A 14,290-nucleotide genomic window follows, 5' to 3' on the forward strand; every position below is an offset into this window, starting at 1 on the left:
CAGGCCGCTCAGGGCACGGGCACGACGGCGGGCGGTTCCTCGTTCCGCCCTTTCGGTGCGCGCCAGGGCGCCATGCTCTCGAACACGCCGTCGCGGTGGATCAGCGCATGCATCAGGGCGGCGGCGAGATGGGCCGATATGGTCGCGAACAGGAGATAGGCCAGCACCGTGTGCGCCTGGCGCAGGGCGGCATAGACCATGGCGTCGTGCGGGAGGATCGGCGGCAGGTGCAGCGATCCCCACAGCGCGATCGGATAGCCCGCCGCCGACAGCATGGCCCAGCCGATCAGCGGCATCGCCAGCATCAGGCCATAGAGTGCGACATGGGACGCTTTCGCCGCCAGTCTCTGCCAGCGCGGCAGATGCCCGGGCAGAGGCGGTGCCGGGTGGAGGAGGCGGTTCGCGAGGCGGATGACGACGAGGGCGAGGATGAGGATACCCAAGGGCTCATGCAGCGAGACGAGCGCATGATAGTCCGCCAGCGAGGCGACCATGGCGACGCCGATGAACAGCATGGCGAGGATCAGGGCCGCCATCAGCCAGTGCAGGCCCCGTGAGAGAAGGGTGAAGCCGGGTCGGCTGCTCATGAATTCTGTCCCTCCGTCCTGGCAGGGGTGGCGACGGCGCTCGGCTGCCTGGCTTCGCCGGCCCTTCGCGTGAAGGATTGCGCATAGGCCGCCGAGCGGGCGCTGAGCAGCGGGTCGTCCGAAGGCTCGATGCCCGCGGGCAGCACGAGCGGATCGAAATTGAGGTCGCGGCACGGGCCGGTCGCCTCGCCTTCGATGTGATCGATCGTCAGCGTTCCCGCGTCGACGGTCCGGCGGCCGGCGGGCCAGGCGATGGTGGCATCGTCGGTGGGATCGCCGGGCTGGCCGATGGTGACGACGAGCCGCCATTGCAGCGGATGCTGGCCGATGGCGGCGATCAAGGCGTCGAACAGGTAATTCTTGTCGGTCTGCGCTGTCTGCGCCGGGGTTTCGGATGTCGCCGGTCCGACCGGCACCGTGGCCCAGCGCACCGGCGTCGAGACGCCGTCAGCGTTCACGAAGCGGAAGGCGTCGAGGCTGTTGAAGGTGGAGTCGGCAAAGCCGCTCGACGGCGTCGCCGCCTTGATCGCGGCGACGGCGCGGGCCGTCTCGGGATGCCGGTCCAGAAAGGCCTTCATCCGCGCCGGATCGGGCTTGCCGGTGGCGGCATCCGGCCTGGAGGCCACCAGCTGGTCGTAGAAGCCCTGCGGCGTGCTGACTGCGAAGACGGGGATGTCGTTCATGCCCGTCCGCCATTCCTCGCCGTCCGGCAGCGTGAAGCGAAGGGCCATGCTGCGCACGGTGACGGCGGCGTCGGCGGCATAGGGCTGACCGCCGGCCAGCGCGAAGCGTCCGATGACGGGGACGCGCCCCCGCGCGAATATCTGCGCCTTCGAAAGGCCGGATGCCTCGCCGCTGCCTTCGAAGAAGCCGCCGACGCACACGCCCTTGGCGTGGTTGCGGCGGAAGCCCGCATGGACGCCGTTGTCCCGTTCGAACTGGTCGACGAGTCGCGCCGGGGTGAGGGTGCCCGGCGACAGCCATCCGCCGGCATAGGCGAACCCCCCGGCCATCGCCGCCACAGCCGCGCCGATCACTGCGAGCCGCGACATCGTCGCGCCCGCGCCCAGTTTCGCCGGCGTCGTGCCATCCGCCATCGCCGTTCTCCGCATTGGTCTCATGCGCAGACAGACGACGGGCGGCGCGGCTTATTCCGGGCGAGGGGAAGTATTTTTCCGCAGCCCGGTCGCTGACGGGATCGAGGCGCTCCGCCGATCTTCAGAACGTCAGTGCGAAGGGCACGCCTTCGAAGCACTCCTCGCCCCGGCCGATGGCGTCGATGGCGGCGAGCATGCGGCCTTCGCGGCCGAGTCTCGCATCGGCGAGGGCGACGATGCGGCGGTTGGGGGTGGCGGTCGGCGAGAGGCGGCGGATGGTCTGCGCGATGTCGTGTTCATCGCGTTCCGGCGCCAGCATACAGGCCGAAACGAAGGCGGCGGCGGTGGAGCGGCTGACGCCGGCATAGCAATGGATCACCAGCGGCGTCTCGTGGTCCCAGGCCCGCACGAAGCGCAGCAATTGCGACAGATGGTCCTCGCCGGGCAGGACCTGCCCGTCCGCCGCTTCGATGATGTCGTTCATGCCGAGGAAGAGGTGCATCCGCTCCTCGACCGAGGCCGGACGCACCATCCGGGTGCCGACATTGAGAAGGGTCAGGATCCGCCGCGCGCCGGTGGCGAGCACGGTCGCATCGACGAGGGAAAGCGGACAGACATTGATCTGCCGGCGGAGCGGCTCCTTCAGGACCTGTTCTGCGGTCCGGGTCTGGATTTGCATGGATGGGCCTATCGGAACAATTGCGCGAAACGGTCGAGGAAGGCCTGCTGGGCTTCCGCGGCGGGCTGGGGGACGAGGATGGCCTCCTCCATGGGCATGGGCAAGGGGCGGGGATCGCCGAAATAGCGGCAGGATTCCTCGATGCCGAAGCCGGCGAGCTGCGTCGCCTCCAGGAAGGCGGCGACACGGTCGGCCTTCTTGGTCAGCGCCCGGATCGCCGGCGGCGGCACGGCGGGAAGGCCGAAGCGGATATGGATGGCGGACAGAAGCCGGGCTTCCACCGCCTTGTAGCTCTCGCCGATCACCGCCTTGAAGGGCGAGATCATGTCGCCGATCACATATTCGGGCGCATCGTGCAGGAGCACCATCAGCTTGGTCGAGGCGGGGGCATCGGGTTCGAACGCGCCGAGCACGTCGCAGACGAGCACGCTGTGCTGGGCCACGGAGAAGATGGCGTTGCCGCGCGTCTGCCCGTTCCAGCGCGCGACGCGGGCGAGGCCATGCGCGATGTCCTCGATCTCTATGTCCAGCGGCGAGGGATCGAGCAGGTCGAGCCGCCGCCCCGACAGCATGCGCTGCCAGGCGCGCGTGGTGGTGCCTGTCCTTGCCCGCGCCATCTCAGCCGGGATGCCCGGCTCGGCCGAGATCGGCGCATTCGGCGTGGCGGTAGCAGCCGACGAGATGATCGTTGACCATGCCGACCGCCTGCATGAAGGCGTAGACGATGGTCGGCCCGACGAAGCGGAAGCCGCGGGAACGCAGGTCCTTGGAGATGCGCTGCGACAGCGGCGTCTCCGCCGGCACCTGCTCGCCGCCTTGCCACTGGTTCTGGAGCGGCCTTCCGTCGAGAAAATCCCACATATAGCGGGAGAAGCCCTGCTCCTCCTCGATCTTCAGCCAGGCCCCGGCGCCCCCAATCGTGCCTTCGATCTTGGCGCGGTTGCGGACGATGCCGGCGTCGCCCATCAGCGCCGCCACCTTGTCCGGCCCGTATCGCGCCACCTTTTCCGGCTCGAAGCCGTCGAAGACTTTGCGGAAATGCTCGCGCTTGCGCAGGATGGTGATCCAGGACAATCCCGCCTGGAAGCCGTCGAGGATCAGCTTCTCGTACAGCGCCCGGCCGTCATATTCGGGCACGCCCCATTCCTCGTCGTGATAGGCGACGTAGAAGGGGTCCGTGCCCGGCCAGGGACAGCGCCATTTGCCGTCGTCGTGGAGGATGGGGATGCGTTCCATCGCCATTCTTTGCCATGTCGGATGCGACTCTGGAAGGCCCCTCGTCCTCTTCGGATGACGCGGTGCCTGCGTGCCGGTCGGGGACCGGCACACCGACGTCGGGGCGGGCCGGCGCCGCCGGCCGCCTTTCTTCACGCAGGCGACGCCCGGCGCATGGGATTATCGCGACCCAGCACCCATATTGCTCTCATCGATGACCGCATCAGTGACCTTCATGACGCCGCTTTCCATCCTCGACCTTTCTCCCATCGCCCTCGGCAGCGATGCCGGGCAGGCGCTTCGCAATTCGCTTCGCCTGGCCCAGGCCGCCGAACGCCTCGGCTACAAGCGGCTCTGGCTCGCCGAGCACCACAACATGCCGGGCATCGCCAGCGCGGCGACGGCGGTCGCGCTCGCCCATGTCGCGTCGGGAACCTCCACCATCCGCCTCGGCTCTGGCGGCATCATGCTGCCCAACCATGCGCCGCTGATGGTGGCGGAAGCCTTCGGCACGCTCGCCGCCCTCCATCCCGGCCGTATCGACCTCGGCGTCGGGCGGGCGCCGGGAACCGACCAGGTGACGTCGCAGGCGCTTCGCCGCAATCTCGACGCGGATGTCAACGCCTTCCCGCGCGACGTCGTCGAGCTGCTCGGCTATTTCCGGCCGGTCGAACCCGGCCAGCGCGTGCAGGCGGTGCCGGGCGCCGGGCTCGACGTCCCCGTCTGGATCCTCGGCTCCAGCCTCTTCGGCGCCCAGCTCGCCGCGATGCTCGGCCTGCCCTTCGGCTTCGCCTCGCATTTCGCGGCGGGCGACATGGAGCAGGCGGTCGCCCTCTACCGCTCCCGCTTCGAACCCTCCGCCTATCTCGCCAAGCCCTATGTCATGCTCGGGCTGAACGTCGTCGCCGCCGAGACCGACGCCGAAGCGCAGTTCCTGCAGACATCGCGCCTGCAGGCCTTCGTCAACCTGCGCACCGGCCGTGCCGGCCCGCTGCCGCCGCCGGTGGAACGCTACGAGGAGACGCTCGACCCGGTCGGGCGCTCCGTCCTCGCCCAGATGCAGTTCTGCTCGGTGGTCGGCTCGCCGCAGACGGTCAAGGCGGGCCTGGAGGACTTCATCCGCCGCACCGGCGCCGATGAGGTCATCACCACCAACATGATGTTCGATCACGCGGCCTGCATACGGTCCTATGAGATCCTGGCCGATGTCATGATCGCGCCCGCGCGGGCGGCCGGCGAGCTTCAGACCAGCGTGTCGTAGAAACTCAGCGCCCACGCCACCTCATAGACGAGCGCGACGATCGCATAGGCCAGCTGGAAGCGCTGGTTCTCCACGCGGATGGCGACGGCGCTCGCCACCACGTAGAAGCCGATGCGGATCCAGTATTCCGGTCCGAGGGCGTGCATATAGGCCGAGCCCTTGATCGTGGTGTCGACGATGTCGAGCAGGAAGGTTGCGATGAGGATGCCGAAGAACCATTTCCGGCGCGACATGAAGTAGTCCCGGAAACCGCTATATTCCTGCATCGTGTCGGGAAAGAGCATGGTGCACAGGAAGAAGAACGTGCTGGCGTAGAGCGCGACGAAGCCATAGAGCGGGAAAGTCCAGCCGACCCCGGAAAGATGGAATTCCCACCACCAGAAATAGACGATGTTGACCATCATGAAGACCGTCCAGACGAGGTGGACCGGATAGATCTTCTGAAGGCTCGGATGCTGCACGAAGCGGGCGAGGCCCGTCAACAGCCGGCCGAGGCTCAGGCCGACGATGATGCTGATGATCGTTCTTACGTGGATATAGATGGTCGGATCGGCGGCGGGCACTGGGTTCATGGTCTGGCTCCGGCTATGTTCGGATCCCCGAGACGGTGGCGCGCGACTGCGAGGCTTTTCACGGCGGAGGGAGCATAGCGGAAATCGCGGATCGCCGTGATCCGCCCGCCGGTTCATTCGAGCCGGACGACAGAGGCGGCGGTCCGGGGCCTTGATGTCGCGGTTGAAACACACCGACATGTCGGCCCGGCCTATGCGAAGGAGATCGGCGCGCGATGCGAGGCACCGCCGGGACCGACGCGCCTCCTTGCCGAACTCGTCGGCTCCTACGGGATGGCGTCGGCCTGAGCCGGCGCGGGCCAGGACGCCATCCACCAGCGCGGCCGGACGAGGGCGAGGGCGACATGACCTGCCGTCGGGACCGCGCCGGCGTCGAGCCCGTCCTGCACCCGGTCGAGGCGCAGCATGGCGAGGCCGCGCCGTCCCGACGACGAGCCGAGGGTCCCCGCCACCTTGTCGGCTATGCGGACTTCGGTGCCGGCCGGCGGCAGAACGTCGCTCGCCGACACCGGCACGATCCGGGTGCGGGCGGTGCCGCGGTGCTGCATGCGGCTGACGACTTCCTGGCCGACATAACAGCCCTTGCGGAAGTCGACGCCGCCGAGCATGTCCATCAGCACTTCGTGGGGGAAGGCCTCGCCCCAGGCGAAGTCCTTGCCGCCCTCGGGAATGCCGAGGGCGATGCGCCGGGCGTGATAGGCCGCGAAAGCCTCGTCATCCGGCTGCCCCGGACGGGGGGCGATGCCGCGCCGGCCGAGATCGGGATCGCGCGGGTCGACATAGGCGGCGATGGCGCCGCCGTCCTGCGCCGGCGGAAAGGCATGCACGGCGAAACCCTCATCCGCGGACAGGTCCTCGATCGTCACCCGCGCTCGAAGACGATAGAAGTTCAGCCGCCTGGAGAAATCGGCGGCCTTGTCGCGGTCGGTGTCGAGAAGAAGGCCGTCGCCGCCGTCTGGCGTGGCGAGGAAATCGAACAGGATCTTGCCCTGCGGCGCCAGCAGCGCGCCCCAGCGCGCCTCGCCCGGCATCAGGCCGGCGATGTCGCAGGTGACGATATTGGCGAACCAGGAACGGGCGTCCTCGCCGGTGAGGCGCAGCACCGCACGATCTGGCAGATGGGTCATCGCATCGTCTCCTGTTCGGCCGTTCCTATATGGCGATCGCCCCGCCCGGCGTGAAGAGGGCGAGATTGCCGATTGAAGTACGGCGCGGTGTGGGGGAGAAGGGGAGAATTTCTCCCGGGACCGCCGGCATCCCGCCGGTCCCGGGAAGCGAACCTCACGGAGAGCACCTTGCCCCAGACCTTCGACCGCATCTTCAGACATGGCGAGATCGTCAACCAGGACGGGCGCCATCGCAGCGATCTGGGCGTGCGCGCCGGCCGGATCGCGGCCATCGGAGACCTGTCGCGGGCCGACGCCGGCGAGGTCGTCGACTGTACCGGCCTGACCATCCTGCCCGGCATCATCGACAGCCAGGTGCATTTCCGCGAGCCCGGGCAGACGCAGAAGGAAGACCTCGAGACCGGCTCGCTCGCCGCCGTGATGGGCGGGGTGACGGCTGTGTTCGAAATGCCCAACACCGATCCCCTGACGACCTCGCCGGAGGCGCTGGCCGACAAGGTAGGCCGCGGGCGCGGGCGCATGCATTGCGACTTCGCCTTCTGGGTGGGCGGGACACGGGAGAATGCCGTTGATGTCGCCGAGTTGGAGCGCCTGCCGGGCGCCGCGGGCATCAAGGTCTTCATGGGCTCCTCCACCGGCTCGCTGCTGGTCGAGGACGACGACGGCGTGCGCGAGATCCTGAAGCGCACCCGCCGCCGGGCCGCCTTCCATTCCGAGGACGAATTCCGCCTGCGCGAGCGGCGCGACCTGCGCGTGCCGGGCGACGCTTCCTCCCATCCGGTGTGGCGCGATGTCGAGACGGCGCTTCGCTCGACCCGTCGCCTCGTGGCGATCGCCGAGGCGGCGGGCGCCCCGATCCACGTCCTCCATATCTCCACCGCCGAGGAGATGGCCTTCCTCGCCGATCACAAGGCGCTCGCGACCTGCGAGGCGACGCCGCACCATCTCACCCTGGCCGGCCCGGAAGCCTATGAGAAGCTCGGCACGCTCGTGCAGATGAACCCGCCGGTGCGCGATGCCGCGCATCGCGCCGCCCTCTGGCGCGGCCTGGAGCAGGGGGTCGTCGACGTGCTCGGTTCGGATCACGCGCCGCATACGCTGGAGGAGAAGGCCAAGCCCTATCCGGCCTCGCCGTCCGGCATGACGGGCGTGCAGACCCTGGTGCCGATCATGCTCGACCATGTGAATGCCGGGCGCCTGACGCTGGAGCGCTTCGTCGACCTGTCGAGCCACGGCCCCAACCGCATCTTCGGCATCGCCGGCAAGGGACGCATCGCGGTCGGCTACGATGCCGATCTCACCATCGTCGACATGAAGCGCCGGCAGACCATCCGCAACGACTGGATCGCCTCCCGCTGCGGCTGGACGCCCTATGACGGCCTCACCGTCACGGGCTGGCCGATCGGCACCATCGTGCGCGGCGCCCGGGTGATGTGGGAAGGCGCGCTGGACGAGAAGGCGCGCGGCGAGCCGGTGCGGTTCTGGACGGCGTAGGCGCGGCCGGTCTCATCCTCACGTGGAGAATCAACTCGAAGAAAGGGTGTGAAGCCGGAGAAAATATCGGCGCCGCAGGCACTTGCGGGCTCGGGCTGCGATTTTGATTCGGGCCCGGGCCGGTCAACCTCGGCGCGTCGGCATCAGCAGCCAGCCGAGCAGCAGCCCCACCGCCAGGCCGATACCGTGGGCCGTGAAGCTGATCTGCGGCACGGCGAGATCGATCACCGCCTGGATGGCGAGCACCATGATGATCAAGGTGAGGTTGCGCCGGTCCGCCACCGCGCGCGAGGCGAGGAAGTCGGCGAGACGGCGCAGGGCGATCGCCCCGAGCAGGGCGAAGATCGCGCCGGACGCGCCGACGAGCAGGTTGGGCTCGATCAAGCCCATCTGCGTCAGCCACAGGACGCCGGCCATCGACGCCAGCCCGCCGACGCCGTAGATGAGGCCCGTGCGCAGCGGCCCCATCGCGGCTTCGACGAAGCGCCCGAGCACCCAGAGCGCGAACATGTTGCTGACGAGGTGTTCGGGGCCGGCATGCAGGAACATCGCGGTCGCCAGCCGCCACCATTCGTGGTCCCGCAGGACGGATTCGGGCCAGAGCCCGCCGAGATCGAACAGGGTCTGCAGGTCCTGCGAGCCGCCCCGATACGTCTCGGCGGCGAACATCGCGCAATTGGCGAGGATGAGCCCGTAGGTCACCGGGGTCTCGCGCCAACTCGTCCGCCCCGGCGCGCGATCGTGGCTGCCCTGCATTTCCAGGGCGTCGGCATGGGCCCGGGCGGGCGGCGACAGGATCCAGGCGGCTTCCTCGACCGGCGATTGGAGGCGGCGCGCGATCATGTCGCGCTGCCGGGTATCGAGGCCGCCGGTGTCGATGCCGCCGAGGAGACGGCGTGCCTCCTCACCCTGTCCGGCGGCCTGCAGGGCGGTCGCCGTCCAGAAGGTCCCGAAGCGGGCGGCATGATGGCCACGGTCGCCAATTGCCGGCGCGTGGCTTCGACGCGGCCGCAAAAGGCGAGCACCATCAGCCGGGCGAGCGAGGCGGTGCTGCCGGTCAGTGCCCCCGCATAGCTGGCATGGGCGCGGACCATTGCATCGAGCTGCCCGGTCTCACCGAAGGCGCGGATGGCGTGATTGACGAGTTCCGGGGTGGCCCGCATCGGGTGGCGGGCCAGGAACGCCGCCAATCCCTGCCAGTCGCCGCGCTGGCTCAGGATCTGCATCTGCAGGACGGAAGCCTGGTCGGGGGTCGCAGAGGCTTGAAGTGCGGCGAGAGCGGCGATCCGGCCTTCGGGTGTGGATTGCGCCAGGGCGGCGCAATGCCGTGCCTCGAAACGCATCCTTGCGGTCGGATGCAGGAGGAAGGCGAGGCGCGCATAGAGGGCGGCGTCCTTGAAGCGGCTGGCGACGAGGCGGCGGTTGGCCATGCCGATGAGGAGGGCCGGGAGGAGGGTCAGCGCCAGCGCCAGCGCCGCGACATAGCCGTAGATGGCGGGAAACAACTCGTAGCCGGCGGCGGCGAGCACGATGACTCCGGCATGCATCGCGAACTCCTTCGCGCTGCCGGGCAGGCGGTGGACCTGCGTGATGACCATCTGCGCGATGATGACGGCCGAATAGGAGGCGGCGGAGAGGGCAAGGAAAAGCTGCAGGTCCATGGCGGGGTTTTGCCGAAACCGGCGCCTCGCCGCAACTGCGATCGTTCAGGGATGGCGGATGCGGCGAAGCGCGTCCGGGGCGCTTCTCCACCGAAGGGGCGCGTCCGCTGCATGGCTTTTTCTTTCTCCGGCGGCCCGGAAAGGGCTATAGAGGGGAAAATTATGGTATGTAACAGGTAGGTCATGGCCGAAAAGCCGTCCGAAATCGTGGCTCTGAGCTTCGAAAAGGCGCTCGCAGAGCTCGAACAGATCGTCCGCAGTCTTGAGGGCGGCAACGTGCCGCTGGAAGAATCGATCGCGCTTTTCGGGCGCGGCGAACAGCTCAAGGCCCATTGCGACAAATTGCTGAAGGTGGCGGAGGCCAAGGTCGACAAGATCCGCCTCGACGCGGAAGGCAGACCCGCCGGCCTCGAGGCGCTGCCCGAGGCCTGAGGAGCGGGTGACGCTTCGATCCGGCTGAGCCCCAGCCGGCCCATGGCCTGAACGCCACGAACCTCAACACGCAGGATTCTTCCCGGCCCCTGCGGCCGGGCCGGATTCCCGCCAATCGACTCCCGGTGACACCTTGCCCCAGCCTTCGACGCCGTTGTTGGATACGATCCGTATACCGTCCGATCTACGTTCTCTGCCGGAGGACAAGCTCCGGCAGGTTGCGGACGAGTTGCGGGCGGAGATGATCGACGCGGTGTCGGTGACGGGCGGTCATCTGGGTGCGGGGCTGGGGGTGGTGGAGCTGACGGTGGCGCTGCATGCGGTGTTCGACACGCCGGCGGACCGTGTGATCTGGGATGTCGGGCACCAGGCCTATCCGCACAAGATCCTCACGGGCCGGCGGGACCGGATCCGGACGCTGCGCCAGCCCGGGGGCCTTTCGGGTTTCACGCGGCGCAGCGAGAGCGAATACGACCCGTTCGGGGCGGCGCATTCCTCGACGTCGATCTCGGCGGGGCTGGGGATGGCGGCGGCGCGGGACCTGAAGGGCGGGCGGAACAATGTGATCTGCGTGATCGGCGACGGGGCGATGTCGGCGGGCATGGCCTATGAGGCGATGAACAATGCGGGGGCGCTGGGGTCGCGGCTGATCGTGATCCTGAACGACAACGACATGTCGATCGCCCCGCCGGTGGGGGCGATGTCGGCCTATCTGGCGCGCCTGGTGTCGGGGGGCACGTACAAGAACCTGCGCGATTTCGGCAAGATGCTGGCGCAGAAGCTGCCGCGCTTCTTCTACGACAAGGCGCGGCGGACGGAGGAGTTCGCGCGGGGGCTGCTGACGGGGGGCACGCTGTTCGAGGAGCTCGGCTTTTATTATGTCGGGCCGATCGACGGGCACAATCTCGACCATCTCATGCCGGTTTTGAAGAATGTGCGCGACCAGGCGGAGGGGCCGATCCTGGTGCATGTGGTGACGCAGAAGGGCAAGGGCTACGGCCCGGCGGAGGCGTCGGCGGACAAGTATCACGGGGTGGTGAAGTTCGACGTGATCACGGGGACGCAGGTGAAGGCGAAGGCGAATGCGCCGGCCTATACGCGTGTGTTCGCCGAGGCGCTGGTGAAGGAGGCGGAGCGGGACGAGCGGGTGGTGGCGGTGACGGCGGCGATGCCGTCGGGGACGGGGCTGGATTTGTTCGGCCAGGCCTTCCCGCAGCGTCTTTACGATGTGGGGATCGCCGAGCAGCATGCGGTGACGTTTTCGGCGGGGCTTGCGGCGGAGGGCTACAAGCCGTTCTGCGCGATCTATTCGACCTTCCTGCAGCGGGCCTATGACCAGGTGGTGCACGACGTGGCGATCCAGAACTTGGCCGTCCGGTTCCCGATCGACCGGGCGGGGCTGGTGGGGGCGGACGGAGCGACGCATGCCGGGGCGTTCGACGTGGCGTATCTGGGCTGCCTGCCGAACATGGTGGTGATGGCGGCGGCGGACGAGGCGGAATTGGTTCACATGGTGGCGACGGCGGCGGCGCATGACGCGGGGCCGATCGCGTTCCGCTACCCGCGCGGGGAGGGCGTGGGGGTGGAGATGCCGGAGCAGGGCGTGCCCTTGGCGATCGGGCGGGGGCGGGTGCTGCGCGAGGGCAGCCATATCGCGCTGTTGTCGCTGGGGACGCGGCTGGCCGAATGCCTGAAGGCGGCGGAGGACCTGGCGGCGTTCGGACTGTCGGCGACGGTGGCGGATGCGCGCTTCGCCAAGCCGCTGGACCAGGATCTGGTGCTGCGGCTGGCGCGCGAGCATGAGGTGCTGCTGACGGTGGAGGAAGGCTCGGTGGGCGGCTTCGGCTCGTTCGTGGCGCAGTGCCTGGCCGATGCGGGCGCCTTCGACCGCGGGCTGAAGTTCCGCTCGCTGGTGCTGCCGGACCTGTTCCTCGACCACGACAAGCCCGAGACGCTCTATGCCCGCGCCGGCCTCGACGCCGCCGGCATCGTCGCCAAGGTCCTCGCCGTCCTCGGACGCGACACGCTTTCCGGCGCCAAACGCGCGTGATGCTTCCCGGGGAGCGCGGACATCCTGGGACCGCGGGCATCCTGCCCGCCTCTTGGGATCCGCGCCGCCGGCCGGAAGGGGCAGGCTGGAAGCCTGCGGTCCCGGGAGGGCCGATCCACCTCCGGCGTTCTGTCTTGCGGCGTCCGCCGCTGAAGGGATGTGATGCGGAAAAGGGCTGATCTCCTTCTCGTCGAGCGCGGCTTCTTCGACAGCCGGGCCCGGGCGCAGGCTGCGATCCAGGCCGGGCTGGTCACCGCGGACGGCCGGCCGGTGAAGAAGGCATCCGAGGCGCTGGAGCCGGATGCCGTCATCGAGGCCCGGCCGGCCCACCCCTTCGTCTCGCGCGGCGGCGTCAAGCTCGACCATGTCCTCGACCATTTCGGCATTGCCGTCGAAGGGCGGATCGCCCTCGACGTCGGCGCCTCGACCGGCGGCTTCAGCGACGTGCTCCTGCGGCGCGGTGCCGCCAAGGTCTATGCTGTCGATGTCGGGCGCGACCAGCTCCATGCGAGCCTGCGCGGGGAGCCGCGGCTGGTCTCGCTGGAAGGGGTCGATGCCCGCCGGCTCGACCCGGCGCTGATCCCCGATGCGGTCGATCTCGTCGTGGCCGATGTCAGCTTCATTTCGCTGGCCCTCGTGCTGCCGCCGGCGCTGGCGCTGGCCGGCGGGGGGGCCGATCTCGCCGTGCTGATCAAGCCGCAATTCGAGGCGGGGCGCGACAGGATCGGCAAGGGAGGCATCGTCAGGGACGAGGCCGTCCATGCGGAAGTCTGCACCCGCATCGCCGATCTCGTCACCGGGCTCGGCTGGCGCGTGCGCGGCACCGTGCCCTCGCCGATCGAGGGCGGAGACGGCAACCGGGAATTTCTCCTGGCGGCGGAACGGGTTTCTTGAGCGGGGCGGGTACATTGATTCAAGTGACGATCGAGCGGCTCGGCCATCGCGGCGACGGCGTCGCCCCCGGACCGATCTTCGTGCCCTATGCGCTGCCGGGCGAGATCGCCGATGCGGAGGTCGAGGGCGAGCGCGGGCGGCTCGTGGCCCTGCACAAAGCCAGTCCCGACCGCATCGAGCCCTTCTGCCCGCATTTCACGCGCTGCGGCGGCTGCGCGGTGCAGCATCTGGCCGAACCGGCCTATCGCGCCTGGAAGCGGGGCCTCGTCGTCGACGCCTTGCGCCAGGCCGGCCTCGACATCGCCGTCGAGCCGCTGGTGGACGCCCATGGCAGAGGCCGCCGCCGCGTCACGCTGCATGCGCGCAAGGGCAAAGTGGGCTTTGCCGAGGCACGCTCGCACGAGCTCGTCGACCTCGACGCCTGCCCGATCCTGGTACCCGAACTCAATGGGGGGCTGGAGGCCGTCCGCGCGATCGAGAAGATGCTGCGCGGTCTCGGCAAGCCTCTCGACATCGTGCTGACGGCGACCGCGACCGGGCTCGACTGCGACATCCGCGGCGCCGGCCGCATCGACGCGGCGCTGCGCCTGCGCCTGACGGATCTCGCCGCCCGCTTCGACCTCGCGCGGCTGTCCAACCATGGCGACATCCTTATCGAGCGGCGTGCCCCGGTCGTCCGCTTCGGCGCCGCCGACGTCTCCCCGCCGCCCGGCGCCTTCCTGCAGGCGACGGCGGAGGCCGATGCCGTGCTGACGGATCTGGTACGCGAGGGCGTCTCCGGCGCGAAGACCGTCGCGGATCTGTTCTGCGGATGCGGCACCTTCGCCCTGGCGCTGGCTGCGGCGGCTCATGTCCAGGCCTATGACGCCGACAAGCCGTCGGTCGCCGCGCTGGAGCGGGCCGCGCGCCGGGCGCAGGGGCTGAAGCCGTTGACGGCGCAGGCGCGCGATCTGTTCCACCGGCCCCTGCTGGCGGACGAGCTCAAGCCTTTCGGCGCAGTGGTGTTCGATCCGCCGCGTGCCGGTGCGGAAGCGCAGGCCCGGCGCCTCGCCGCCTCCAAGGTCCGCCGCATCGTCGCCGTCTCCTGCAACCCGGCGACCTTCGTCCGCGACGCCGCGCTGCTGGTGGCGGGCGGCTACCGGCTCGCCAGGGTGACGCCCGTCGACCAGTTCCGCCATTCCGCCCATGTCGAGGTCGTCGGCCTGTTCGACCGCGGATAGG

General features: G+C 69.1%; 15 protein-coding genes. 6 read left to right on the forward strand and 9 right to left on the reverse strand.

Features of this window, described 5'->3' with window-relative positions; translation table 11 throughout:
* Nucleotides 1–8 precede the first annotated feature (8 nt).
* The 5 genes from J3R73_RS07280 to J3R73_RS07300 all read right to left on the reverse strand — a co-directional run bounded on the left by J3R73_RS07280 (nt 9) and on the right by J3R73_RS07300 (nt 3,599).
* Complete coding sequence (locus J3R73_RS07280) at nt 9–587, reverse strand: cytochrome b (protein ID WP_307424396.1); 579 nt, start codon at nt 585–587, stop codon at nt 9–11.
* Nucleotides 584–1,684, reverse strand: coding sequence for a catalase family peroxidase (locus J3R73_RS07285; protein ID WP_307424398.1), 1,101 nt, complete (start codon nt 1,682–1,684; stop codon nt 584–586). Before J3R73_RS07285 ends, J3R73_RS07280 begins: the two co-directional genes overlap by 4 nt.
* Before the next feature lie 121 nt (nt 1,685–1,805).
* Nucleotides 1,806–2,363 carry a tyrosine phosphatase family protein gene (locus tag J3R73_RS07290; protein ID WP_307424400.1) on the reverse strand — a complete coding sequence of 186 codons (558 nt, stop codon included), beginning with the start codon at nt 2,361–2,363 and terminating at the stop codon, nt 1,806–1,808.
* 8 nt (nt 2,364–2,371) lie between these two features.
* Nucleotides 2,372–2,980, reverse strand: coding sequence for an HD domain-containing protein (locus J3R73_RS07295; protein WP_307424403.1), 609 nt, complete (start codon nt 2,978–2,980; stop codon nt 2,372–2,374).
* Between the two features lies 1 nt (nt 2,981).
* Nucleotides 2,982–3,599 (reverse strand): DNA-3-methyladenine glycosylase I, encoded by a 618-nt coding sequence (locus tag J3R73_RS07300; protein WP_307424405.1) that lies wholly within the window; start codon nt 3,597–3,599, stop codon nt 2,982–2,984.
* 214 nt (nt 3,600–3,813) lie between these two features.
* Here J3R73_RS07300 and J3R73_RS07305 point away from each other — a divergent pair, with 214 nt between their 5' ends.
* Nucleotides 3,814–4,839 (forward strand): LLM class flavin-dependent oxidoreductase, encoded by a 1,026-nt coding sequence (locus tag J3R73_RS07305; RefSeq protein ID WP_307437168.1) that lies wholly within the window; start codon nt 3,814–3,816, stop codon nt 4,837–4,839.
* Here the strand turns inward: J3R73_RS07305 and J3R73_RS07310 are convergent.
* Together J3R73_RS07310 and ygfZ are read right to left on the reverse strand one after the other, a co-directional pair.
* Complete coding sequence (locus J3R73_RS07310) at nt 4,821–5,411, reverse strand: hypothetical protein (protein ID WP_307424406.1); 591 nt, start codon at nt 5,409–5,411, stop codon at nt 4,821–4,823. The two genes, J3R73_RS07305 and J3R73_RS07310, sit on opposite strands and share 19 nt — an antisense overlap.
* A 266-nt stretch (nt 5,412–5,677) precedes the next feature.
* Complete coding sequence (ygfZ, locus tag J3R73_RS07315; protein WP_307424409.1) at nt 5,678–6,538, reverse strand: CAF17-like 4Fe-4S cluster assembly/insertion protein YgfZ; 861 nt, start codon at nt 6,536–6,538, stop codon at nt 5,678–5,680.
* Between the two features lie 168 nt (nt 6,539–6,706).
* Between ygfZ and J3R73_RS07320 the strand changes: the two genes are divergently transcribed.
* Nucleotides 6,707–8,032 carry a dihydroorotase gene (locus J3R73_RS07320; RefSeq protein WP_307424412.1) on the forward strand — a complete coding sequence of 442 codons (1,326 nt, stop codon included), beginning with the start codon at nt 6,707–6,709 and terminating at the stop codon, nt 8,030–8,032.
* A 123-nt stretch (nt 8,033–8,155) separates the two neighbouring features.
* Here the strand turns inward: J3R73_RS07320 and J3R73_RS07325 are convergent, their stop codons facing one another.
* Both J3R73_RS07325 and J3R73_RS07330 read right to left on the reverse strand, forming a co-directional pair.
* The gene (locus tag J3R73_RS07325) at nt 8,156–8,875 is read right to left on the reverse strand and encodes a rhomboid family intramembrane serine protease (RefSeq protein WP_307424415.1); all 720 of its coding nucleotides are present in this window, start codon (nt 8,873–8,875) and stop codon (nt 8,156–8,158) included.
* On the reverse strand, nt 8,872–9,693 hold the full coding sequence (locus J3R73_RS07330; RefSeq protein ID WP_307424418.1) for a hypothetical protein: 822 nt from the start codon (nt 9,691–9,693) through the stop codon (nt 8,872–8,874). Before J3R73_RS07330 ends, J3R73_RS07325 begins: the two co-directional genes overlap by 4 nt.
* Before the next feature lie 183 nt (nt 9,694–9,876).
* Here J3R73_RS07330 and J3R73_RS07335 point away from each other — a divergent pair, with 183 nt between their 5' ends.
* The 4 genes from J3R73_RS07335 to J3R73_RS07350 all read left to right on the forward strand — a co-directional run bounded on the left by J3R73_RS07335 (nt 9,877) and on the right by J3R73_RS07350 (nt 14,289).
* Nucleotides 9,877–10,125 carry an exodeoxyribonuclease VII small subunit gene (locus J3R73_RS07335; RefSeq protein WP_307424420.1) on the forward strand — a complete coding sequence of 83 codons (249 nt, stop codon included), beginning with the start codon at nt 9,877–9,879 and terminating at the stop codon, nt 10,123–10,125.
* 133 nt (nt 10,126–10,258) lie between these two features.
* Nucleotides 10,259–12,175, forward strand: a complete 1,917-nt coding sequence (dxs, locus tag J3R73_RS07340; protein WP_307424423.1) for a 1-deoxy-D-xylulose-5-phosphate synthase — start codon at nt 10,259–10,261, stop codon at nt 12,173–12,175.
* 162 nt (nt 12,176–12,337) lie between these two features.
* On the forward strand, nt 12,338–13,069 hold the full coding sequence (locus tag J3R73_RS07345; RefSeq protein WP_307424426.1) for a TlyA family RNA methyltransferase: 732 nt from the start codon (nt 12,338–12,340) through the stop codon (nt 13,067–13,069).
* Nucleotides 13,070–13,092: 23 nt separating this feature from the next.
* On the forward strand, nt 13,093–14,289 hold the full coding sequence (locus J3R73_RS07350; protein ID WP_307437170.1) for a class I SAM-dependent RNA methyltransferase: 1,197 nt from the start codon (nt 13,093–13,095) through the stop codon (nt 14,287–14,289).
* Nucleotide 14,290: the final 1 nt, after the last annotated feature.

Origin of the sequence: Labrys monachus (genome assembly GCF_030814655.1) — a bacterium.
In the GTDB taxonomy this organism is placed as follows: Bacteria; Pseudomonadota; Alphaproteobacteria; order Rhizobiales; family Labraceae; genus Labrys; species Labrys monacha.